This window comes from Bartonella sp. TT67HLJMS, from assembly GCF_042193375.1.
GTDB lineage: Bacteria > Pseudomonadota > Alphaproteobacteria > Rhizobiales > Rhizobiaceae > Bartonella > Bartonella grahamii.
The window spans coordinates 56,781-80,848 of sequence record NZ_JBHILP010000001.1 but is presented as its reverse complement, the minus strand read 5'-3'; the positions used below and the strand labels follow the sequence as shown (position 1 = coordinate 80,848).

Genomic DNA, 24,068 nt, shown 5'->3' with positions numbered 1-24,068 from the left:
AATGGTAAATTATTATTTATAAATCAATATGTTGATATTTTATTTTTCTTCTGTCATGAGCGCTTGTTCAATTTTTGGTAGAATTTTTTTTTGATAAATTTGCCATGTTAAGGGACCAACATGTTTAGCGATAATGGTGCTCTCTTTATTCAAGAGAAAGGTTTCTGGGGGGCCATATATTCCCCAATCAATGGCTGTATATCCTGAAACATCAAAGCCAATAAATTTAAAAGGATTACCAAAACTGTTTAAAAAGCGCAGGGCGTTTGTTTTGTTATCTTTATAATTAATACCAATCAGATCAAAACGTTTATCTTGTGCAAGTTTCATAAGAATAGGATGCTCTTCGCGACAGGGCAAACACCAAGAGCCCCAAAAATTGACCAATGTGACACGTCCTTTAAACTGTTTTGAATTGAGATAACTTTCTTTATCAAGAAGAGGAAGATGAATATTAGGAGCAGATTTTTCAGCTAATGCGTTTGGGAGAAGGGAAGAATCTTGAAGGTATTTTTTATCCATAAAGTTGAAAAAAAGCACCATGAGAAGAAGAAAAAGCACAAATGGTCCAAAAAAAACAAGCAGAACAGGCAAAGATATATTTTTTTTAAGTTTTGGAGGGATGTTTTTCATTATACTTTTCTTTTTGTGACAGCTCTTTTTTGTTTAGCTGTTGGAGAATTTTTTTTTGGCATAGGGCTTTGCAAAGAATATATCCAATAAGACATAAGAGGGATATTGCAGAAAGCACATAGCTTAAAACAACAATTTGCTCGTGTTTAAGGGTGCTAAGGAAAAAATCAATTTTCTGAGATAGATTTCCTAAAAGTCCGCCTTGGATGCCATTTAGGTCGAGCATGATGAAGAGTCCTGTTGTTGTGCACGGCGGGATTTTTTAATCTGAAGCATTCGGATATAATGACTATTGATTTCATTTCGCATAGCCATCAAATAGAGCGAAATAAACATAAATATGAAACAAAATAGCATTGTTATAAGGGGCCATAACATAGCATTGTCGATTGTTGATCCTCCAGCACGTAACAATGATGCTGGTTGATGCAATGTATTCCACCAATTAACGGAAAATTTAATAACAGGGATATTAACAAATCCAACAAGTGTAAGAATTGCAGTAGCGCGAGCGCCTTTTACTTGGTTGTCAAAAGCACGTCCAAGCAGGATAATAGAAAGATAGATAAAAAGCAGAATTAAAACTGATGTTAACCGTGCATCCCAGACCCACCATGTTCCCCATGTAGGTCGCCCCCAAAGTGCTCCTGTCATGAGAGCCAATGCGGTAAAAATTGCTCCAATAGGCGCCCCACATTTAAGTGCCACATCAGCAAGATGATATTTCCAAATCAGATTTCCTAATGCCGCTGCACTTATCGTTACATAACAGAATGTAGACAACCACGCAAAGGGCACATGAAGGTACATAATCTTAACAGTAACGCCTTGTTGATAGTCATCAGGGGAATGCATTATCAGAATAAGCCCTAAAATAAGGAAACACAATGTTATGCCGGCCAACCAAGGTAAGACGGTACTGCTTATTTTCATGAAAAGGGTGAAACTTGCAGGGAGTGATCTGATTTTATATGGACGAGATAGTTCATTCATGAAATTCATAATAGGCAGAGTTTTTCTATGCGGCAATCATCTTTTATTATTCTGATAAAAGTTTAAGCGTTATTGCAGCAACAAAAGAGCCAAAGAGACTCAAAATAAGTGAAAAAGCGCTAAGAAGAGCCAAGGACGTGAGAAAAGAAATATTTGGATTTATTGGGGCTGTAGCAGCAGAAACACCAAAAATCATAATTGGAATGATCCACGGCAAGATAATGATAAAAATAAGCAGAGTACTGTGCAACAATGAGGTTGCGAGTGCAGCGCCTATGGCGCCAATAAAAATAATGGCTGGTGTTCCGCATAAAAGGGTAAGTATTGTTGTAAAAGTTATTGTTGCATCTAAATGGAGCATGAGGGCTAAAATAGGTGTAGCAAAAATAAGAGGAAGCATTGTTCCTACCCAATGGGCAAGACATTTGGTAAAGATAATTAGTGTAAAACTTTGTCTTTTTCCTGAAAGGATAAATTGGTCGAGATTACCATCATCGCGATCGATTTGGAAAAGTTTGTTCAGATTGAGGAGTCCTGCAAGAAGGGCTCCAAACCACAATATACCAGGCCCTATTTGTGCAAGAATTTTGGGATCTGGTCCAATGGCAAAGGGGGTTATGACAACAACAGCGATAAAAAACAATAGTCCTGTTAGTGAAGAGGCTTGTGGCGCTAATAATAGTTTAAGATCACGCCAGAACAGTGCTTTCATTTTATTCTCTCCTAGAGAGGTAAAAATTTTTCCAGAGCGATTTTATGGTTTTCTGGAATACCTAGGGAATTATGAGTTGCCGCGATAATCATACCACCTTGATTGAGATGACGCTGGAAAATATGAGCAAGGAGTTTTTGAGCATGGTTATCAAGCCCAGATATTGGTTCATCTAAAATCCAAAGAGGACGATAGGAGAGCAAAAGGCGAGCAATAGCTACGCGTCTTTGTTGTCCAGTTGACAGAGCTTTAAAGGGTAAATGTTCAAGGTTAGAAAGACCAATATCAGCAAGAACCTCATGCACAAAGCGTAAATGTTGACCATAAAAATCTGCCCAAAATTGCAAATTGTCCATGACAGATAAGAGAGGTTTCATAGCATTTTGAGGACCAAGATAATGACACGCAGTTGCAACAGGGTATATTTGATCATGGTCTTTAAGTATTATATGACCTTCAGCAGCTTCAAGAAGACCGACAATGATTCGGAGTAATGTAGACTTTCCGATACCATTAGGACCAGTGATTGTCATCAGTTGCTGTGAAAATAAACAAAAAGAAAGACCTTTAAACAGAATTTCCTCGTTTCTGTAAGCGGCTAAATCTTTGCCTGATAACACCATGTGATTACCTATTTTGTTTTTATTTTCATATTCTTTATTGCATTATAGAATAAAAAACACATTTTTTGTGCAATTGTACCTAGAATAGTTCTAGAAATAGTTCTATAAGGGATGCCATACATCAATATCTGGTGTAAAATGGTTTCTGGCGCTGATTTCCGCATTTGCCTATGAGAGGGTGGAGGGGGAAATGGATAGCGGAGGTGATTGCGTCTGCGCTCAAGCTGCGACCTTGACTCGTAGTTTGTGTTGTTCATTCCTGGAAATTGGGTGGTTATAGTATGAGGGTGGACAGTCATGACTCAAATTGATAGCTTTAATTGTCGCAGAGTATTAAATGTTGGTGGCAAAGAATATACTTATTATAGTTTGATCGAAGCGGAGAAGAATGGACTTGAAGGTGTTTCTCGTTTACCGTTTTCGATGAAAGTTATTCTCGAAAATTTATTGCGATTTGAAGATGGTCGCACAGTTAAAAAAGAGGATATCCTCAATGTTGCTAAGTGGTTAAACGACAAAGGGAGCGCTGGAGCAGAAATTGCTTACCGTCCTGCACGTGTTCTGATGCAGGATTTTACGGGTGTGCCAGCAGTTGTTGATCTTTCTGCAATGCGTGATGCTATGGTTAAACTTGGCGGTAACGCTGAAAAAATTAATCCTCTCATTCCCGTTGATCTCATCATTGATCACTCAGTTATTGTTGATGCTTTTGGCAATTCCATGGCTTTTAAGGAAAACGTTGAGCATGAATATGAACGCAATGGTGAACGCTATCGTTTCCTTAAATGGGGGCAGCAAGCCTTTCAAAATTTTCGCGTTGTTCCTCCAGGAACAGGGATTTGTCATCAGGTTAACCTAGAGTATTTAGCACAATGTGTATGGATGAAGAATGAAGAGGGCTGTGAGACGATTTATCCTGACACCTGTGTGGGAACTGATTCGCATACGACTATGGTTAATGGTTTAGGGGTTTTAGGTTGGGGTGTTGGTGGTATTGAAGCAGAAGCAGCAATGTTAGGCCAACCTGTTTCTATGTTGTTACCTGAAGTGATTGGTTTTCGTCTAACAGGTAAACTTAAAGAAGGTGTAACAGCCACCGATCTCGTATTGACTGTGACTCAAATGCTACGCCGGAAGGGTGTTGTCGGTAAATTTGTTGAGTTTTTTGGTCCTGGTTTGGAGCAGATGACGCTTGCTGATCGGGCAACGATTGGAAATATGGCGCCTGAATATGGAGCAACATGTGGTTTTTTCCCAATTGATAAGGAGACAGTGCGTTATCTCAATATGACAGGGCGTGATGAAGATCGGATCGCCTTAGTAGAAGCTTACACCAAAGCACAAGGGATGTGGCATGACGAAATGGTGGCTCATCCCATTTTTAGTGATACAATTGAATTGGATATGGGAACTGTTGTTCCTTCTATGGCTGGTCCTAAACGTCCTGAAGGACGTATTGCATTGGAAAACGTTGGGCAGGGTTTTGAAAAGGCGTTGGTCGAAGACTATAAGAAGACTTCTGAACAAGATAAGCGTTATCAGGTTGAGGGTGAAGAATATACGCTTGGTCACGGTGATGTGGTGATCGCTGCGATTACGTCGTGTACGAATACATCGAATCCAAGTGTTCTTATTGCAGCGGGTCTTTTGGCAAGAAATGCTGTGGCAAAAGGTCTCAAGAGCAAACCATGGGTAAAAACTTCTCTTGCACCAGGTTCACAAGTCGTTGAAGCTTACCTTCAAAATTCGGGTCTGCAAAAAGATTTAGATGCATTAGGATTTAACTTAGTAGGATTTGGGTGCACAACATGTATTGGGAATTCTGGTCCTTTGCATCCAGCTATTTCCAAAACGATTAATGACAATGGTATAATTGCATCTGCAGTTCTTTCGGGAAATCGTAATTTTGAAGGGCGTGTTTCCCCTGATGTGCAAGCGAATTATTTAGCTTCACCACCGTTAGTTGTTGCACATGCGCTCATCGGGACGGTGTGTAAAGATTTAACCAAGGAACCTCTTGGTGAAGATTCAAATGGCCAACCCATTTATTTGAGAGATATTTGGCCAACCTCTCAAGAAATACAGGAATTCATCGAAAAAAATGTCACGCGTAAGGTTTTTGCTGAAAAGTATGCAGATGTTTTTAAGGGAGATGAAAATTGGCAAAAAGTTCAGATCCCTACGGGTTCTACCTATTCTTGGGATGAGCAATCCACTTATGTACGCAATCCACCTTATTTCGATGATATGCAGAAAACACCTGATATCTTACCAGATATTAAAGATGCACGGATTTTAGGTTTATTTGGTGATAAAATCACGACGGATCATATTTCTCCTGCTGGTTCTATTAAAGCAGCTTCTCCTGCCGGAAAATATTTAATGGATCATGGTGTTAAAGTGGCTGATTTTAATCAGTATGGAACGCGTCGTGGGAATCATGAAGTTATGGTGCGTGGGACCTTTGCCAATATTCGCATTCGTAATTTCATGTTGGGGGAAAATGGTCGAGAAGGAGGTTATACGGTTCATTATCCGTCAGCGGTAGAACAAGCCATTTACGATGCAGCAATGGCGTATAAGCAAGAAGGTACTCCACTCGTTGTTTTTGCTGGTATTGAATATGGCAATGGATCATCGCGCGATTGGGCAGCCAAAGGTACCAATCTTCTTGGTATAAAAGCAGTGATTGTACAGTCTTTTGAAAGGATTCATCGCTCTAATCTTGTTGGTATGGGCATTGTTCCCTTTGTCTTTGAGGAGGGTGTAAGTTGGAAATCTTTAGGCTTAAAGGGAGATGAAAAGGTGACAATTGAAGGAATTCATAACTTGAAACCTCGTCAAAAGACAGTAGCGAAAATTACTTTTTCTGATGGTACGATAAAAACCGCTCCGTTATTATGCCGTATCGATACTGAAGATGAGCTAGATTATTTGCATCATGGGGGAATTTTGCAATATGTCTTGCGTAAGTTAGCCGTTTAAATTTTTTTGTTTGTTAAGGAATATCTATTATTAAGCTATAAAGTTGCGGATCAAAGAGTTTGGCTTCGTTTTTTTATGACTATCTTTGAAAATCTAATTGACGTTAGCTTTGGGATTGCGCTATAAGCCACACAGTTATAGGCAGCTTTATAGTTTTGCTTGGGTTGAATTTATTTATATTGGTAGAGTTGTTATTTAGACTCATTTTACCAAGGTGTTGAAAGAGAGATTATATTTATGGCGAATACACCTTCTGCTCGAAAAGCGGTGCGCAAGGTTGCGGCACGCACACAGGTTAATAGGGCCCGTCGTTCGCGCGTTCGTACCTTTATACGTAAGTTTGATGATGCTTTAGCGGGTGGCGATAAGGCATCTGCAGAGATTGCATTTAAGAATTTTGAGCCTGAAATTATGCGTGCGGTTTCTAAAGGGGTTTTTCATAAAAATGCTGCTGCGAGGAAAGTATCGCGTTTAGCTAAACGTTTGAAGGCTCTCAGCGTTTAAGCTTTTTCTCCTTTATTGAGAATCAAGCCAGTATCCATGAGGATGCTGGCTTTTTGTTTATTATTTCAAAAAGTTTCTATTGAAAATAAGAATCGATAATGATTCTCCTCTTGAAAAAGGAGAGAAAGTTTATAGGGGGGAGTATGGTTATCCACAAGCTTTGTGGATTTTTACAGAGTCTTTTTTGTCAAGCATTTTATTTTTTTTTTTAAATCTGAAGAGATTTTTTAATTGTTGGTAAATTTAGAGAAAAAAAATGAATTGAATCAATATTTTTTTCATTCCTCATTGATACAAGCATTTTTTTCGGGTTTTTTGATTTTATTTTGACCTCTTGCATTTTACCTCTGCTGTTTTGTATGGTTCTTATGAAGACTAAAAAGCATGAAGGGGTCACACCAGCACATTGTTCTATATTTTGTTGAGTACAAGATGTTTTGACTTAGGCTTTTCGAAGCTTTTGTGCTGGAGAGGTTTTCTGACGATTTTTTAGTTTTCTGAATAGATATGTTTGCCATTTTAGAAGGGTGGGTCATATCATGAGTGCAAGTAAATCTTATTGGTCATCTTTGTTAGTGGGGTTGTGATGAGGCTATCCTAGGGGAGGGTGAGTAATCTTATTTGGGGTAGGGCGTTTTGCCTTCGCTAGATTTATTTTAGCTGTTTGGCAGGACAAAATTTTATTTTTATCAGGATGGAAGATGGTGGATAAATTGAACTCTAAAGCTAGTTCCTTTAAAAGGGTTTCGGTGAATATCCTGTCAGCAGAGAACATAATAAAGAATAGGGTGACGGAGAGTGATGAGGATGTTTGTAGAAATGCTTCTATAGGGCATTCTATTGTTTCAGAGGAGGAAAGTGCGGCGGCTTTTATACGTGTTATGGCGCAATTAAAGGTGCAGGTTGGTGTTGAGGCTTATACCAGTTGGTTTGGACGCGTGAAGCTTGCTGAATATAGCCATACTCTTGTAAAGCTTTCTGTTCCTACTGCTTTTTTACGTTCATGGATTAATAATCACTATGGTTCTCTTTTGACTCATTTATGGAAACAAGAGAATTCAGCAATTCTTCGTGTTGAAGTTATTGTTCGTGGTATGGAACGCGTTTCAAGAGACGTTGTTTGTAAAAGAAGTGTTCCTTCTGTTGTTCTAGAGGAGCAGGCGACTTCATCTTTTGTTGAAAGTTGTGCAGAGCATTCAGTTAAGAATTCTCAAACGGGAGTTTTTGGGTCTCCGCTTGATTCTCGCTATACTTTTGAAAGTTTTGTTGAGGGGGCTTCTAATCGTGTTGCTTTAGCAGCTGCGCGTTCAATTGCGGAGGGGCATAAAAGTGCTTTGCGTTTTAATCCTCTTTTTATTCACGCATCTGTTGGTTTAGGAAAAACACATTTGCTTCAAGCGATTGCTGCTTCTGCATTGAAGCGTTTAACGTCTGCGCGCGTTATTTATTTAACTGCTGAATATTTTATGTGGCGTTTTGCAACAGCTATTCGTGATAATGATGCTCTTTCTTTTAAAGAACAGCTTCGTGATATCGACCTTTTGATTATTGATGATATGCAGTTTTTGCAGGGTAAGTCGATACAACATGAGTTTTGTCATTTGCTTAATATGTTGCTTGATAGTGCAAAACAAGTTGTTGTCGCTGCAGATCGTCCGCCAGCAGAATTAGAATCGCTTGATCTTCGCGTTCGTTCTCGTCTTCAGGGAGGGGTAGCCCTTGAAATTGAAGCACCAGATTATGAAATGCGTTTGCAAATGTTGCGCCAGCGGTTGAAGGTGGCACAACAAGATGATGGCATGGTATCAATTTCTGATGATATCTTGGAATATATTGCGAAAACGGTTTTAGGGTCGGGGCGTGATATTGAAGGTGCATTTAATCAGCTCTTGTTTCGTCAATCTTTTGAGTCTGATTTATCTTTAGAGCGGATTGATGAGTTATTAGGTCATTTGACACGTCCTGGTGAACCTAAGCGCATTCGGATTGAAGAAATTCAGCGTACGGTAGCACGTCATTATAATGTTTCTAAACAGGACTTGTTATCTAATCGTCGAACACGTACGGTTGTGAAGCCACGGCAAGTTGCAATGTATTTAGCAAAAGTATTAACTCCTCGCTCGTTGCCAGAAATTGGGCGTCGTTTTGGTGGACGTGATCATACAACAGTTTTACACGCTGTGCGTAAAATTGAAGATTTGGTTTGTGGTGATCAGACCTTGGCTAAGGAACTTGAACTGCTTAAGCGGTTGATTGGAGAACAGGCTGTATAGTGTTTATCGTTTCTTTCTTTGGAGAAACTTTAAAGAATTTAATGAAAAGATTTATTTTTTCTTATGCAGGAGTGACTTGCCATTTTAAGAGAGGTTTAATAAAGTCTAGCAGGCGATTCTTTGAAGAGGATCTATTTTAATGCTAAGGAATTCTTATAGTTTTTAGTAAATCATACGGGGCTTTTATGCGTATTACAGTTGATCGCAGTCAATTTCTCAAGTCTCTTGGTCGGGTTCACCGTGTGGTAGAGCGCCGTAATACTGTTCCTATTCTATCGAATGTGCTGATTGATGCAGAAAATGGTTCTGTGCAGTTAAAAGCAACAGACCTTGATTTAGAGGTTACGGAATCTTTTGCAGTTAATGTTAAACAAGCTGGAGCAACAACTGTTCCGGCACATTTGCTCTATGATATCATTCGAAAACTTCCTGATAGCAATGAAGTTGTATTATCCGTCGATGAGAATCAGGCAGGTACAATGTCTGTTGTTTCGGGTTGTGCACATTTTCAGCTTCAATGTCTTCCGAAGGCAGATTTTCCAGAGTCGCTTCCTGGGCAGTTTGGTTATCGTTTTTCTCTATCGGCATCAAGCTTAAAACATTTACTTGATTGTACGCAGTTTGCTATTTCTACTGAAGAAACCCGTTATTATCTGAATGGTATTTATTTACATGTTATTAATGATGGTGTTTTGAAATTGCGTTTGGTTGCAACTGATGGTCATCGTTTGGCACAAGTTGAGATGGAAGCTCCTTCAGGAGTTGAGGGAATGCCTGGTGTTATAGTCCCCCGTAAAGCTGTAGGAGAATTGCAAAAACTTCTTTCAGAAGAAAATGATAGCGATGTATGTATAGAGCTTTCAGAGACAAAGATTCGTTTTTCTGTAGGTTCTGTGATTTTTACATCAAAATTAATTGATGGAACATTTCCGGATTATCAACGTGTTATCCCTCTTGGAAATGATAAAGAATTAATTGTTAATAGGCAGGACTTTTCTTCTGCAGTTGATCGTGTTTCAACGATTTCAAGTGATCGGGGGCGTGCAGTTAAATTAACGATTGAGCATGGACAGTTAAGGCTTGTTGTTAATAGCCCAGATTCGGGCAGTGCAGAAGATCAATTATCAGTAACTTATGCATCTGAACCGCTTGAGATAGGATTTAATTCACGTTATCTTTTGGATATTGCTGGGCAGCTTTCAAGTGACGAGATGGTTTTTATGTTGGCTGAGGCTGGAGCACCAGCTCTGATTCGTGATAATGATGATGCGGATGTGCTCTATGTACTGATGCCTATTCGCGTTTAGGGGCAATTGTTTTGCAATGCATGGCCAGTCATGTGCACAAAGTGGCAGTGAGGCAGCTGAAGCTTTTACGTTATCGCAATTATCCTTTTTTCAATATTCATTTTTCTGGTCAGCATGTGGTTTTTACCGGCCATAACGGTGCTGGTAAGACGAATCTTTTAGAGGCGTTATCTTTTCTTTCTCCTGGTCGTGGTTTGCGGCGTGCTGCTTATTCTGACGTTAGCTTTGTAGATGGTGGCGGTGGAGGATTTGTTGTATTTGCGCGTCTTGAATGCGCTCTTTATGGTGAAGTAAAGATTGGGACAGCTTTGGAGGTTAGCGATAACAGTCGAAAAGTCCATATTAATGGTGTAAATGAGTCGGGTGATTGCCTAACAGATTATTGTCATATTAGTGTCCTAACACCGTCTATGGATGGTCTTTTTACAGGTCCTTCGCTTGAGCGCCGTAGTTTTTTGGATCGTATGGTTTTGGCGATTGATCCCTTGCATAGGCGCCGCATAGCCGATTATGATAGAGCTATGCGCGCACGTAATCGTTTGTTTTTAGATGGAAATGAAGATTGTGCTTGGTTTGATGCTTTAGAAAAGCAGATGGCAGAACTGGCGACAGCTATTTCTGCGGCGCGTGTTGATGTTATTCGTCTTTTAAATGATATGTTTACACAAATGCCATCACAGATACCTTTCCCACGAGCTTTTTTGCAAATTGATGGTTTTTTGGAAACAGCTCTTAGTGAAATATCAGCAATTGAAGTTGAAGAGCAATTTTGTGATCGATTGCGACATAATCGCGCAATGGACCGTGCTGCTGGTCGGACGTTAGAAGGACCACATCGCGCAGATTTGCAGGTTTTTTATGCTGATAAAAATATAGCAGCAACATCGTGTTCAACAGGTGAACAAAAAACGCTGCTGACAGGTTTAGTTTTGTGTCATGCACGTCTAACAGGTATGATGTCGGAAAAAGCTCCCATTCTTCTTCTTGATGAAATGGCTGCTCATCTTGATTCGCATCGACGTGCTGCTTTATTTGATATTCTTGATGATTTAGCTGTACAAACATTTATGACAGGAACAGATCGTCTTTTATTTGATGACTTAAAAGGACGCGCAGAATTCTTTGAGATTAAGGATGGGGCTTTATTGTCGTAAAAACATGCTAAATATTTTTTTAATAAGTGATAGGTCTAAAAGAAAAGGCATGCTATGTCTGAGATGATAACGATTTTAAATGGTCCTAATTTAAATTTTCTAGGTCAACGTGAGCCAGAAATTTATGGAACTGAGACTCTGGAAGATATTGAAAAAAGATGCAGAGAATGGGCAAAAAAAAATGATATCATAATAAATTTTTATCAAAGTAACTGTGAAGGGCAGTTGGTAGCATGGATACAAGAAGCAATAGAGGAAAGTTCTGGATTGATTATTAACCCAGCGGCTTACAGTCATACATCTGTTGCACTTCTTGATGCCCTAAAAATGTTTTCAGGGCCAAAAGTAGAAGTTCATTTATCTCATATTTACCAGCGTGAAGCTTTTCGTCACCACTCTTATACATCTGCAGGTGTAGACGCTATCATAACTGGGTGTGGAGGTGATGGATATTGGTTTGCACTTGAATATATTGCAAAACAATTAAGCAAAACAATTAAATTATGATAGGTAAAGAATAAGCGTTTGATAAGAGTAATATAGGCATTGAATTCACTTGATAATTATTTTCAAATCTGTACAATACGAGGTATATATATTTATGACAATTTTTGGTGCATATGACGGGGGTAAATAGAGATGAAAAGCTTTGTTCGACAATTAGAAATGCTTGTGATTTTAGGGGGAGCACTGCTTTTATCTGGTTGTAAAATTGATGTTATACAGCCATCAGGTTATGTTGCACGTCAACAGCTCATTTTGATAGTTGTTTGTGTGGTGGTGATGCTTTGTGTTGTCATCCCAGTTATGGTGAGTGTGGTATTTTTAGCTATAAAATATCGTGCATCGAATATGAAAGCGGACTATTCTCCTGATTGGGCGCATTCAAATAAAATTGAAGCGTTGATGTGGGGTATTCCAATTGTAATTGTAATGGTTTTAGGTTCATTAACAGCTTATTATACTTATAAGCTGGAACCTACAAATCCTCTCCCAGTGGAAGTTGTAGGTGAAGGAAAGCCATTACAGATTGATGCCGTTTCTCTTGATTGGAAATGGCTTTTTATTTATCCTGAATATGGTGTTGCATCGATTAATGAGATTTATGCACCTGAAGGACGTCAAGTTTTATTGCAATTGACGTCAGAGAATTCTGTCAATGCTTTTTGGGTCCCCAAACTGGGTACAGTTCTTTACGCTATGCCGCAGATGAATGCTAAGTTGCATTTGGTCGCTGAAGAGCAAGGAGTATTCAAAGGAACCTCAGCAAATTACAGTGGTGATGGTTTTTCGAGTATGCGGTTTAAGTGGCATTCTGTGTCTTTGCAGGATTTTGAGGATTGGATTGTAAAAGCTCGGGCTAATGGTCGAGTACTTGATCGTGCATCTTATCGTCAACTTTCTATTGCGCCTCGTATGGGTGATATTGCTGCGAAGAAAAAAGATGCTGAAGTTCGTTATTTTGCACCTGTTGAGAAGCGCCTTTACTATCGTGTTGTTAATCGATGTGTCGATGAAAATACGGTATGTAATGAGGATTTAATGAAACGTGCTGCTGCTCAGACGCTATGGGGTGCACTATGTTCAGTATTTGATCCTGATGTTATTTAAAGGGTCAGTAAAGAAAGAGCCCTTTTAACATAAGGTTTCTTTTAAACTTGAATTTCATTTGAAATGGGTTGAGAAATGTTTGGAAGACTTACAGATCCTACGGCAGGTGCTTTTCATGCACTTGCACATGAGCCGATCGTTTTATACACGTGTATTGCGATTGTTGTGGTTGGTTTAATTGCTGTTGTTGCTCTAACAGCACTTGGGTGGTGGGGGATTCTATGGCGAAATTGGATTACAACTGTTGACCATAAACGCATAGGCATTATGTATATAGTTCTTGGAATTATTATGCTTGTTCGCGGTTTTGCGGACGCACTCATGATGCGAACACATCAAGCTTTAGCTCTTGGGAGTGAAAGTGCAGGTTATTTGCCCCCTGACCATTTTGATCAAATTTTTTCGGCGCATGGTACTATTATGATTTTTTTCATGGCCACGCCTATTTTATTTGGTCTTTTTAATTATCTTATACCGCTTCAAATTGGTGCGCGTGATGTTGCTTTTCCCTTTGCAAATAATCTAGGTTTTTGGATTACGGCTGCAGGGGCAATATTGATTAACATATCCCTAGGTGTTGGGAATTTTGGTCGTGGTGGCTGGTTGATGTATCCACCTTTTACAGAATTGCAAACGAGTCCAGATACAGGGGTAGACTATTATTTATGGTCACTTCAACTTTCTGGTATAGCGACAACAATGGGGGCGGTCAATTTTGTTGCGACTCTGATTAAGATGCGTGCTCCTGGGATGACGATGATGAGAATGCCTGTTTTTTGTTGGAGCGCTTTTGTTAGCAATGTCCTTATTTTAGTTATTTACCCTGTCTTAACTGTAGCATTTGCACTCTTGGCATGTGATCGTTATTTGAACATGAATTTCTTTACCAATGTTGGTGGCGGAAATCCGATGGTATGGATTAACTATGTTTGGGTTTTTGGTCATCCTGAGGTTTATGTTTTGGTTGTTCCTGCTTTTGGAATTGTTTCTGAAGTTGTATCAACTTTTTCTTCAAAACGCCTCTTTGGTTATACTTCGATGATATGGGCCATGTTGGTTATTTTGATTCTTTCGCTTCTTGTTTGGGGACATCATTTTTTCACAATGGGTGGCGGTGAAGCTGTGAATACTTTCTTTGGTATTGCGACAATGATTATTGCCGTTCCAACAGGTGTAAAAGTCTTTAATTGGCTGCTAACTATGTATAAGGGGCGGATTCGCTTTGAGCCTCCAATGCTTTGGTGCATGGGAATGATTTTTACATTTGTTGGTGGTGGATTAACTGGTGTTTTGTTATCTATTGTGCCAGCTGATTGGCAGTTTCATAATTCGTTGTTTTTGGTAGCGCATTTCCATCATACAATTATTGGTGGTGTCGTTTTTGCGTACTTGGCGGGGATTGCATTTTGGTTTCCAAAAGTTTTTGGTTATAAACCGAATCGGGCATTGGGTATTGCATCTTTCTGGTGTTGGTTCATTGGTTTTTACCTTGCCTTTTTCCCAGTCTATGCACTTGGTTTAATGGGTGGGACGCGTCGTCTCCAGCATTATATGGAACCTAGTTGGCAGCCGATGTTTATGATTGCTGCATTGGGTGCTTTTATTATTTTGCTTGGTATCCTTTGTTTTGTGCTGCAAGTTGTTTTGGCGATTTGGTACGGTATCAAACATAAGGGACATTTACCTGTAACATTAAATGATTCTTGGGGTGATGCACGGACCCTTGAATGGTCTATCTCTTCACCGCCACCTTCTTACAATTTTGCAATAGTTCCGAAAATACAGTCTGATGATGCTTATTGGAATATGAAGAAAAGTGGTTATCAACGTCCTACTAGTGGATTTACAAAAATTCATATGCCGTCTAATACATCGGCTGGAATTATTGCGGGATTCTTCTCATTAGTTGTTGGTTTTGCGCTTGTCTGGCATATTTGGTGGCTTGTTGCGGTCGGTTTGATTGGTTTTATTGCAACGCTTGTGTGTCATTCATTAACAGGTGACCATCATGGTTATTATATTCCGGCTGAAGAAGTACAAAAAACTGAAGATGCCTTTACAGCTGTTCTTAAAGAACAAGGAGTGACAGTATGAGTGCAGTAACAATGAATAAAGTGAGTGCTGTGGATGAACATCACCACGATAATAGTTCGGTAATGACGTTTGGTTTTTGGGTCTATATTCTCTCAGATTTGATCCTGTTTTCGACACTTTTTTCAAGTTTTGCTGTTTTTTCTGCTTCTTATGGTGGTGGTAAGGCCGGCAATGAGTTTATTGATTTAAAATTTGTTTTGGTTGAGACTGCTTTCTTGTTGGTTTCGTCCGTCACTTATGGTTTTACAATGGTACAAGCACATAAAAATAACATCAGTGGTGTGCGTTTATGGATGGCTATTACCTTTGTATTTGGGTGTTGCTTCATTGGTATGGAACTTTACGAATTTCATGAACTTTTGGGTGAGGTCTTTTATTACGATCCAAATGCTTATGCTGGTATTGATCCTGCAACGGGTTTACAGCTTTTTGGACGGGAGATTCTCTCTGCTTATTGGTCAGCATTTTTTGCTTTGGTTGGCACCCATGGACTTCACGTAAGTGTTGGTCTTCTTTGGATGGTTGTGATGTTTTTTCATCTTTGTCGTAATGGCTTGGATCAGAACAATAAAACACGTTTAGCATGCCTTTCCATTTTTTGGCATTTACTTGATATTGTATGGGTTGGTGTTTTCACCATGGTTTATCTATTAGGAGCGTTGTGATGAGCATGCAAAATGAAACACATGGTCCCAGTACTGGTTCCTATTTGGTCGGTTTTATTCTGGCTGTATTTTTCACCCTAGGTTCTTTTGTTCCTGTGATGTATGGAATGATGGAAAGTTGGGCAGTTAGTACAAAGGTTGCATATCTTATTGGGATGGCGATCATTCAGATTATAGTACAAATTGTTTTCTTTTTGCACTTGAATTCTGGTCCAGATGCCAAGTGGAATTTAAGCGCATTGTGGTTTGCTGCTATTTGCGTTTTTGTTATTATTGGGGGAACTTGGTGGGCTATTTCTCATTTGAATTATAATATGATGGGTGGTTCTGGACGTGTTATTGAACCGGAAATATCAAGTAGAGATGATTCTTCAGTATCTGAGCAGTTATCAAACAAAGATATATCCGTAAGAAAACAGCCAGAAAAGATACAGGGCTCAGAAATGCCTGTGGAGCAGGGGCTAAGTACGCAGTCTCCTGTGGAGTAGTTGTTAGAAGTATCTGTGGAGCTGATGCAGCATGTATCAGCTCTTACAAGAAATTCGTAGGATATTAAAGAGAGGGGTGGGTACAAGATATCAGTGGAATGAGTCTCATGATTTTAAATGTACTTTTATTTTAAAAGAGAAATTCCATAGAGTATTTAGTCAAGCCTTAATTTTTGAGATAAATAGCTCTTTGTAGGATATACAAAAAGTGATGTTTATACAATTTACTACAAAGAAAGAGAATGTGAGAAACAAGTTTTTATGTTGTGTGAGATAAAAGCTACGAGGTGGTAACGTTTTTATGATTTACAGGATTTATATCAAAGATAGCATTAGAAGTTATTTGTAATAATAACATGCCTCTGAAATCAAAATTTAGAGAATAATCAGAAAACTTAATGAAAACCGTTGCAATGACAGTTATTGGTGCTGGTTCTTTTGGTACTGCATTAGCGATTGCTCTTGCCCGTAATGGTCATAATGTTTTACTTTGGGGATATAAACCCCAACATATCAAAGAATTACAGGAACAACGTTGTAATCAAGTATATTTACCCGATATTCAATTTCCTGAAAATTTATTACTTGAAGCTTCGCTTGAAACTGCAATAGCAGCAAGTCGCAATATATTAATCGCTGTTCCAAGCCATGTATTTCATCAAGTTTTGTATAATATTCAGCCTTATTTAGATCCGCATTCACGTGTTATTTGGGCAACAAAAGGTTTAGAACATGGTACCGGACGCTTCTTACAAGAGGTTGCTCGTGAGATTTTAGGTGAAAAAATTCCTTTAGCAGTTTTTTCTGGACCAACTTTTGCTCAAGAACTAGCTATTGGTTGGCCTACTGCAATGACGATAGCAGCTTCTGATGTTGAGTTTGGTGAAGAATTGCAGCAACTTTTTCATTGTGACAAAAGTTTTAGAGTTTATAAAAGTTCAGATATGATTGGTGTTCAATTAGGGGGAGCAGTCAAAAATGTTATTGCTATTGGTGCAGGAATATCAGATGGCATGGGATTTGGGGCAAATGCACGAATAGCTCTCATCACACGAGGACTAGCTGAAATCAGTCGTTTGGGGGGGGCTATGGGTGCTGAGCTTTCCACATTTATGGGAATGACAGGCTTAGGTGATCTGGTTTTGACATGTACTGATAATCAGTCGCGTAATCGCCGTTTTGGAATACTTCTTGGTAAAGGAGTAAATATAAAAGAAGCAGAAAAACAAATTGGTCAGGTTGTGGAAGGGTACTTAAATACCAAGGAAGTACATACGTTGGCGCAACGTATTGGGATAGAAATGCCCATTGTAGAACAAATTTATCAAATTCTCTATTGTGGTAAAAACATAACTGAAGCGGCGAACGCATTACTAAGCCGTACTCTTAAGGATGAAATACAATGATATCCTGTTTTTTTAAATAATTCCAATCGTAAAAAATAGAAACATGCTATGATAGGCATATAAAATAGATTGTATTGATGGTTGTATAAGACAGTCATATTCTAGGAAATTATAGATTCATATCATTCGATTCTTTATGAAACATGGATGAAATATAAAAGTTTTGGCTTTTGTCTAAGAACTATCTCTTTGAAAATAAATTATCGTTTCCACTTACACATGTTTATGTAATATAATGAATTTATGCAATGTAATGAACAAGATATTTTGATTTTCTCTTAAATTCATCTCACAATGATATTTGCAAACAGAATAATACAAGACTCATTAGGTGGAAGCATCTTATTTATGTAACGTATAAGCTAAAGATATCATTGCTATTATCCAATTTTCAATATTATTTGCTGCGTGTAACAGCGTTTATATCTCGATAGGGGCAGGGATATCGTGTGTCTCTGTTTGTGTAATTCTTTAAAACAAGAAGACAATCTAATTTGGGAAGAAGATGAAATTTTAAAGATGAAAACCAGTTTCCATTTCTACCATCATTTTTAAATTCAGTTTTATGCTATCTAAAGCATATCTTTTAAATAGTGGAGATTACCTCACACCTTGATGTGTCAGGTAAAATAGAACGCCCAAAATACAACACTATTGCTGTTGTATATTCACGCGCTTGTTTTAAAGAGACCTCTCTTAAAACGCCCAAGCCCAATTCGCGACGGTGACCGTGAATAGTGTAACGATAAAGCCATTGTGCACATCCCCATCTTTACCTTTACGAAGGAGGAAGCCGGGCATCATCACACATCCTACCAGCCCCCAATGTTGAGACAGCTCTTGGCACTTGAGGCTGTTCAGTAGAGATGTTTACGCCTTTTATTTTCTCACATGTCAATTCTGTTTTTTATATGCAAGAAATGACTTTTGAAATTATAAATTTGAAAAAATGTTATCGTACTTGTTTGTGGCTGTCATTTAAACTGAAAAAATAATGTGATTATAAAGATAACAAATTGATTTGTATGAATAATTCTTTTTATTTTTGTATTGAATTAATTAAAAATATGTATTTTCTTGTCACAAGCGGGTTAGTATGTGGATAAAAATTATTAAAAATACTTCTAATGAATCATCTCAAGTATCAAGGGGTGTTTCAACATTAGAACATGGCAAGTAAAATGATGGTGTCGGTTTCTCATTTGTATAAACATTAAAATGGTGGAGCAAAAAGGATTTATGTACTTCACGGGGATTTTTATACGTTCTACAGATACCATTGTGAAATGGAATTGCGTGTATTGAGAGATATCTTTTAAAAAATGCATGAAGGAGCAACAGCCGTAGTGTTTTTGGGCGTTCTATTTTACCTGATATATCAGAGAAATGCTTTCATGAAAGAACGAGAAAAATAAAAGTGTGAGGTAAAGCGTAACCTCCCTTATTTAAAAAATATTGATGTGGATGCTTTTAAAACTGTAAAGCCTCATTAAAGAATAATAGTAAGGCTAATGATTGATTTCTTTACGTCTTTATATTCTTCCTAAATTAGATTGCCTTTGCGTTTCAAGAATAAATAAAACGGTAGGCAATATTTTTTTCAATCTGGTATACAAAAGCTGAAGCTAAGGATTTTAATAATCCTCTAATCTCTGTTTCAAACTGCGAGGGCTGGGGATTGATTTATAAGCAACAGCAAAAGCGTATGCTTTAGTAAGGTAAATAACGTCATAAAATACAAAATTTATCAACCATGGATTGAAGAAATATTCCGGATTTTTATGAAACACTTTGCAAAACAAGGTATCTGGTTTTGTATTACACTTATTCTTATAAAGACCTGCACACGTGCCTTACGTCATATTTTTCTAAGTGCGATGATTTTTATCCTTCCTGAGTATCATCACTTTTTTTCAGCTCTTCAAGTATTGGCATAGACATGATGTTATAACCTGAATCAACATAATGGATTTCACCTGTAACACCTGATGATAAGTCAGAGAGTAGATAAAGAGCAGATTTTCCAATTTCATGAATATTTACGGTACGACGTAATGGGGCATTACGGCGTTGATGTGAAAATATTGCACGTGCAGCTGCAATACCATTACCTGCTAAAGTTCTAACAGGACCAGCGGAAATCGCATTGACACGGATATTTTGAGGACCAAAGTCCGCTGCTAAATAACGTACCATAGCTTCTAGAGCTGCTTTAGCAACACCCATGATGTTATAATTAGGCACAACTTGCTGTGAAGCACCATAGGTAAGAGTTAAAAGTGTTCCTCCATTGGGCATAAGCCTACCCGCGCGCTGGGCAATTTCAGTAAAGGAATAAGCTGAAATAACCATCGTGCGTTGAAAGTTTTCACGTGTTGTAACATCAACATAACGCCCTTTTAGCTGAGTTTTGTCTGAAAAACCAATGGCATGGACAATAAAATCAATTGTTTTCCATTCTTTTTCAAGTTGCTCAAAGACGTAGTCAATATTTTCAATTTTTTCAACATCACACTCTAGCACTAATTTGCAGCCAAGTTTATCAGCTAGAGGCTGAACACGTTTTCCAAAAGCATTCCCTTGATAAGTCAATGCTAATTCAGCTCCTGCTTGTGCGAGCTGACAGGCAATGCCCCAAGCAATTGAATGGTCATTCGCAATCCCCATAATAAGGCCACGTTTGCCCTCCATCAAACCTTTCATATTATTCTCCGTAAGACCGTACTTTTTTCAATTACTAAGAACTTGTGTTTATTCATAGCGTTGGAAAACAAGTGTTGCATTGGTACCGCCAAAGCCAAAAGTATTTGACAATACGGTATTCAGTTGTTGATGATCACGTCGTTTACGAACGATTGGCATATCAGCAAAAGCTGGATCAAGTTCTTCAATATGGGCACTTTCACAAATAAAATTATGCTGCATCATTAACAGTGTGTAGATTGCTTCTTGAACACCAGCTGCACCCAAGGAATGACCAGTCAGAGATTTTGTGGCAGAAATTGGCGGGCATTGATCACCTGCTCCGAAGATACGGCGGATCGCTTCTATTTCAGGGGGATCACCAACAGGTGTTGCTGTTGCATGGGGATTGATATAATCAATCTTATTTTTGACGGTCGCAAGTGCCATGCGCATGCACCGTTCTGCTCCCTCACCAGACGGAGAGACCATATCGTATCCATCGGATGTAGCGCCATAACCAACAATTTCTCCATAGATTTTTGCACCACGTGCTTTAGCGACTTCTAGTTCTTCAAGAACCAAAACGCCAGCGCCACCAGCAATAACAAATCCATCACGATTAGCGTCATAAGCACGCGAAGCTTTTTCTGGTACATCATTATATTTGCTGGACATAGCACCCATAGCATCGAATAAAACAGATAATGTCCAATCCAGATCTTCGCAACCACCAGCAAAAATGCGATCTTGTTTTCCATATTGGATTGTTTCATAAGCATTGCCGATACAATGATTGGATGTAGCACATGCGGAAGAGATTGAATAGTTTACGCCCTTAATTTTAAAAAAAGTTGCAAGTGTTGCGGATGCCGTAGAACTCATCACTTTAGGCACAACAAAAGGACCGATGCGTTTTGGACCTTTTTGGCGTGTAATATCAGCAGCTTCTACGATTGAATGTGTTGAAGCACCTCCAGAACCCATAATAATACCCGTGTGTTCATTCGATACTTCATGCGGTTCTAGACCCGCATCAGCAATTGCCTGATCCATAGCGATGTGATTCCATGCTGTTCCACGCCCATGAAAACGTAGAGCACGCCGATCTACGAGTTCTTCTATATTAATATCGGGTTTGCCGTAAACTCTGCTACGAAAGCCTAATTCGGCATATTGAGGCGCGTAAGAAATTCCGGATTTTGCTTCACGTAAACTGGTTAAAACAGCTTCAGGTCCATTTCCAATCGCGGAGACAATTCCCATTCCGGTTACAACAACTCGACGCATTCATACCTCCTCGTTCCATACAGAATAGTGAAAAGTTCTTTCTGACGGAAATAACGTTCAATCTTCTTTGAATAAAGCAACGCGTAAATCATTCGCCTTATAAATAGTCTCTCCATCTGCTTTTAGCCACCCATCAGCTATTCCTAAGACTAAATTTCCACGTCGAATACGCTTAAAATCTATTTCATATTCAAGAATTTTGGTTTGTGGAGTTACCATCCCTGATAACTTTACTTCACCTGTTGATATCGCTCTTCCTTTTCCTGGTTCGCCTAGCCAACCAAGAAAAAAGCCTGTTAATTGCCACATACCATCCAGTCCGAGACATCCCGGCATGACGGGATCGCCTATAAAGTGACAATTAAAGAACCATAGGTCTGGTGTAATGTCAAATTCGGCGCGAACCATTCCTTTATCGTATTTACCATCAGTTTCACTAATTTGAGTGATTCGATGAATCATCAACATTGGCGGTGCTGGCAATTGCGCATTACCTTTACCAAACATTTCGCCGCGAGCGCAGCTTAGAAGCTCTTCATAAGTGTAGCGAGACTTTTGTTCAGCCATTGTTACTCCATTTATTTGCATATATTTTTATTTCTGCGCTTTTCCCAACCTACTTTTAGAGCAAATTTCAAAGAGAGGGAAATGATTTTATATCATTTTTAATGACAAAAGCCCTTTTTCATGTATTCTACACAGGTAATTATTTAAAAATGGAATACAAGATTACACCATACTATTCCCATTTTTTTGTATTTTGATCTTATTTAGCAGGAATATATTTGGGTTTGTAATATGTCAGTAAGTGCAGACGATTTAGATATGAATGAAGAACAACAGTTCACAAAAGAGTGTGGAAAAATTGTGCAATATTATTCCATTTCTATGTTAGAAAAACGTTTGCGTCAAAATGGTCTGCGTCCAACACGTCAGCGGCTGGAGCTTGCACATATGATTTTTTCTCAAGGAAATCGTCATATTACTGCTGAAGAGCTCTATGAGGAAGCGGGGAGGGCAGGTGTACCTGTATCTTTAGCAACGGTTTATAATACGCTTCATCAATTTACGGAAGCGGGATTGTTACGGATTATTGCCGTAGAAGGCTCAAAAACTTGGTTTGATACCAATACCTCTGATCACTACCATTTTTATATAGAAGGCGAAAATCGTATTCTTGATATTCCTTACAATTTGGAAGAAGCTCCCATTATTAGAAATTTGCCTAAGCCACCAGAAGGTATGGAAATTTCACATGTTGATTTGATCGTACGATTGAAACCAAAAAATCAATCTTGTGATAGGCAGTGAGGATATTCAATGAGGAATAAAAGTTAAACTTGATAAGTTTGAGTATTCACCAACCTTTTACTTTTTCATCAGGATAGATTCCCCATAACTGGGGTTGCTGAAGCCATCCGCGCGTATTATTAATGTTTAGTTCGCACCATTGTCCATCACATTGGCGAATATTACCAATGACATTAGGTTCTACTTCCGCCACAAGTTCTGCGTTGTCGGTGGGGTTTTTTCGTAGCATCAGCCTTTTTGTTTTATCTTTTTGCCATGGAATAGTTATAGCAGTTCGCTTTCCCGATAAAAGCGACTGATACACCCACCCCTCATCGCCTTCTGCATCACGAATTTTGCGCCATTGATCATATTCTTGAATGATTTCAATAGGTAATCCCTTCTTTTTGTAGGTAAAAATGATAGAATAGTTGCTTCCTGGTCCGACGCGGACATTAACGCTGGTGGGTTTAATCGAAGCAAATCGCGGAAGTGGTAAACCGCTGGGCCCTAAATTTTGATTAAATGTTTGTGCGTGCAACAAATGAGGTGAACCCAATACAATGACTGTTGCTATTAAGATACATGATGCGAGTATTGAAACGCGAAACCAACAAGAATTTTGCACACTGAACTCCTTTATTTCGTCATATATTGGAAATTTAAAATCTGAAAGATAAGACTAGAAACTGATAAAAATTATGACATATCGCTCGTTAAAGAGATCTAAACAATGAAAAAATTGTTACGAGAATAGCAAAATAAGGAAAATAAAAGTTTTTATTTTTTAGTGCTTATCTTGTTTATGAGGGGATAAATATAAATAAACACTGGATTTTATGTAGCTGTACGCGTGATAAAACAGTAAAGTATACTGGGAGCATAGCAGTTTTTGTACAGGAAATTAGGGCTAAAGTATTGCATCTCTTTTCTGAGTTTGTTTCTCGAAGTAAAAGTACATGTATGCATATTATGAACAAAGAGCTGTTCAGTAAAGGGGTTATCATGTGGCTTGAAAAGAAGTTTTGAATGGACAAAATAATACGATGAATAAAACATTTAAGCTTAAAAATATGAGCAAAATTATGGAGTAGATTGATATATGAAGGGCTGATTTTAACAGGATAGTTTTTCGTGATAATCCATTTTATAAAATTTGCTATGCTATGATCTTATGCCATGATAATGCTTATCTGTATGGTAGATAAGCTGGATCCATCATACCTTTACCAGCTCTCAATGTTACGTAGTTCTTATTATTTATGGCGTTCATAAGAGGCATTTTTATTTTTTTCTTAAATAGCTTTTATTCTATTTGCATACTAACCCTGCTTATGATGTACAAGAAAATAATCTTG

At 38.5% G+C, this 24,068-nt stretch carries 22 protein-coding genes; 12 read left to right on the top strand and 10 right to left on the bottom strand.

Going from position 1 to position 24,068, the window contains the following annotated elements:
- Nucleotides 1-39: 39 nt before the first annotated feature.
- From ACFIJQ_RS00265 to ccmA, 5 genes are read right to left on the bottom strand one after another with little or no spacing between them, the layout of a single operon-like run.
- On the bottom strand, nucleotides 40-633 hold the full coding sequence (locus ACFIJQ_RS00265; protein WP_273787473.1) for a DsbE family thiol:disulfide interchange protein: 594 nt from the start codon (nucleotides 631-633) through the stop codon (nucleotides 40-42).
- The gene (locus ACFIJQ_RS00260) at nucleotides 608-859 is read right to left on the bottom strand and encodes a hypothetical protein (RefSeq protein WP_273787472.1); all 252 of its coding nucleotides are present in this window, start codon (nucleotides 857-859) and stop codon (nucleotides 608-610) included. Before ACFIJQ_RS00260 ends, ACFIJQ_RS00265 begins: the two co-directional genes overlap by 26 nt.
- The gene (locus ACFIJQ_RS00255) at nucleotides 847-1,626 is read right to left on the bottom strand and encodes a heme ABC transporter permease (protein ID WP_375627946.1); all 780 of its coding nucleotides are present in this window, start codon (nucleotides 1,624-1,626) and stop codon (nucleotides 847-849) included. The genes ACFIJQ_RS00260 and ACFIJQ_RS00255 overlap by 13 nt, the downstream gene beginning before the upstream one ends.
- Nucleotides 1,627-1,672: 46 nt before the next feature.
- Complete coding sequence (gene ccmB, locus ACFIJQ_RS00250; protein WP_375627944.1) at nucleotides 1,673-2,338, bottom strand: heme exporter protein CcmB; 666 nt, start codon at nucleotides 2,336-2,338, stop codon at nucleotides 1,673-1,675.
- Nucleotides 2,339-2,349: 11 nt separating this feature from the next.
- Nucleotides 2,350-2,961 carry a heme ABC exporter ATP-binding protein CcmA gene (gene ccmA / locus ACFIJQ_RS00245; RefSeq protein ID WP_375627942.1) on the bottom strand — a complete coding sequence of 204 codons (612 nt, stop codon included), beginning with the start codon at nucleotides 2,959-2,961 and terminating at the stop codon, nucleotides 2,350-2,352.
- Between the two features lie 297 nt (nucleotides 2,962-3,258).
- Between ccmA and acnA the strand changes: the two genes are divergently transcribed.
- From acnA to gpsA, 11 genes are all read left to right on the top strand, one after another.
- A complete protein-coding gene (gene acnA, locus ACFIJQ_RS00240) occupies nucleotides 3,259-5,946 on the top strand; it encodes an aconitate hydratase AcnA (protein WP_273787468.1) in 2,688 nt (895 codons plus the stop codon).
- A 237-nt stretch (nucleotides 5,947-6,183) separates the two neighbouring features.
- Complete coding sequence (rpsT, locus tag ACFIJQ_RS00235) at nucleotides 6,184-6,450, top strand: 30S ribosomal protein S20 (protein ID WP_012754537.1); 267 nt, start codon at nucleotides 6,184-6,186, stop codon at nucleotides 6,448-6,450.
- Between the two features lie 701 nt (nucleotides 6,451-7,151).
- On the top strand, nucleotides 7,152-8,723 hold the full coding sequence (dnaA, locus tag ACFIJQ_RS00230) for a chromosomal replication initiator protein DnaA (RefSeq protein ID WP_012754538.1): 1,572 nt from the start codon (nucleotides 7,152-7,154) through the stop codon (nucleotides 8,721-8,723).
- Between the two features lie 185 nt (nucleotides 8,724-8,908).
- Nucleotides 8,909-10,030: a DNA polymerase III subunit beta gene (dnaN, locus tag ACFIJQ_RS00225; RefSeq protein WP_273787467.1), complete on the top strand. Its 1,122-nt coding sequence runs from the start codon at nucleotides 8,909-8,911 to the stop codon at nucleotides 10,028-10,030.
- Between the two features lie 20 nt (nucleotides 10,031-10,050).
- A complete protein-coding gene (gene recF, locus ACFIJQ_RS00220; protein ID WP_375627939.1) occupies nucleotides 10,051-11,184 on the top strand; it encodes a DNA replication/repair protein RecF in 1,134 nt (377 codons plus the stop codon).
- A 54-nt stretch (nucleotides 11,185-11,238) separates the two neighbouring features.
- A complete protein-coding gene (aroQ, locus tag ACFIJQ_RS00215; protein WP_273787466.1) occupies nucleotides 11,239-11,691 on the top strand; it encodes a type II 3-dehydroquinate dehydratase in 453 nt (150 codons plus the stop codon).
- A gap of 132 nt (nucleotides 11,692-11,823) precedes the next feature.
- Entirely contained in the window at nucleotides 11,824-12,795 is a 972-nt protein-coding gene (gene cyoA / locus ACFIJQ_RS00210; protein ID WP_273787465.1) for a ubiquinol oxidase subunit II, read from the top strand.
- A gap of 75 nt (nucleotides 12,796-12,870) precedes the next feature.
- Nucleotides 12,871-14,889: a cytochrome o ubiquinol oxidase subunit I gene (cyoB, locus tag ACFIJQ_RS00205; RefSeq protein WP_375627937.1), complete on the top strand. Its 2,019-nt coding sequence runs from the start codon at nucleotides 12,871-12,873 to the stop codon at nucleotides 14,887-14,889.
- Complete coding sequence (locus tag ACFIJQ_RS00200) at nucleotides 14,886-15,554, top strand: cytochrome (ubi)quinol oxidase subunit III (RefSeq protein WP_273787463.1); 669 nt, start codon at nucleotides 14,886-14,888, stop codon at nucleotides 15,552-15,554. Before cyoB ends, ACFIJQ_RS00200 begins: the two co-directional genes overlap by 4 nt.
- On the top strand, nucleotides 15,554-16,042 hold the full coding sequence (gene cyoD, locus ACFIJQ_RS00195; protein WP_273787462.1) for a cytochrome o ubiquinol oxidase subunit IV: 489 nt from the start codon (nucleotides 15,554-15,556) through the stop codon (nucleotides 16,040-16,042). Before ACFIJQ_RS00200 ends, cyoD begins: the two co-directional genes overlap by 1 nt.
- A 398-nt stretch (nucleotides 16,043-16,440) precedes the next feature.
- Nucleotides 16,441-17,448, top strand: a complete 1,008-nt coding sequence (gene gpsA / locus ACFIJQ_RS00190) for an NAD(P)H-dependent glycerol-3-phosphate dehydrogenase (RefSeq protein ID WP_375627934.1) — start codon at nucleotides 16,441-16,443, stop codon at nucleotides 17,446-17,448.
- Nucleotides 17,449-18,034: 586 nt separating this feature from the next.
- Here the strand turns inward: gpsA and ACFIJQ_RS00185 are convergent.
- From ACFIJQ_RS00185 to fabA, 4 genes are all read right to left on the bottom strand, one after another.
- On the bottom strand, nucleotides 18,035-18,184 hold the full coding sequence (locus ACFIJQ_RS00185; protein ID WP_375628131.1) for a hypothetical protein: 150 nt from the start codon (nucleotides 18,182-18,184) through the stop codon (nucleotides 18,035-18,037).
- Nucleotides 18,185-19,332: 1,148 nt separating this feature from the next.
- Nucleotides 19,333-20,151: an enoyl-ACP reductase FabI gene (fabI, locus tag ACFIJQ_RS00180; RefSeq protein ID WP_273787460.1), complete on the bottom strand. Its 819-nt coding sequence runs from the start codon at nucleotides 20,149-20,151 to the stop codon at nucleotides 19,333-19,335.
- A gap of 48 nt (nucleotides 20,152-20,199) precedes the next feature.
- Nucleotides 20,200-21,420, bottom strand: a complete 1,221-nt coding sequence (gene fabB / locus ACFIJQ_RS00175; protein ID WP_273787459.1) for a beta-ketoacyl-ACP synthase I — start codon at nucleotides 21,418-21,420, stop codon at nucleotides 20,200-20,202.
- 57 nt (nucleotides 21,421-21,477) lie between these two features.
- Complete coding sequence (gene fabA / locus ACFIJQ_RS00170; protein ID WP_375627932.1) at nucleotides 21,478-21,987, bottom strand: 3-hydroxyacyl-[acyl-carrier-protein] dehydratase FabA; 510 nt, start codon at nucleotides 21,985-21,987, stop codon at nucleotides 21,478-21,480.
- A 231-nt stretch (nucleotides 21,988-22,218) separates the two neighbouring features.
- Here fabA and irrA point away from each other — a divergent pair, with 231 nt between their 5' ends.
- Nucleotides 22,219-22,731, top strand: coding sequence for an iron response transcriptional regulator IrrA (gene irrA, locus ACFIJQ_RS00165; protein ID WP_273787458.1), 513 nt, complete (start codon nucleotides 22,219-22,221; stop codon nucleotides 22,729-22,731).
- A 46-nt stretch (nucleotides 22,732-22,777) separates the two neighbouring features.
- Here the strand turns inward: irrA and ACFIJQ_RS00160 are convergent, their stop codons facing one another.
- Nucleotides 22,778-23,338 carry an SH3 domain-containing protein gene (locus ACFIJQ_RS00160; RefSeq protein WP_375627930.1) on the bottom strand — a complete coding sequence of 187 codons (561 nt, stop codon included), beginning with the start codon at nucleotides 23,336-23,338 and terminating at the stop codon, nucleotides 22,778-22,780.
- Nucleotides 23,339-24,068: the final 730 nt, after the last annotated feature.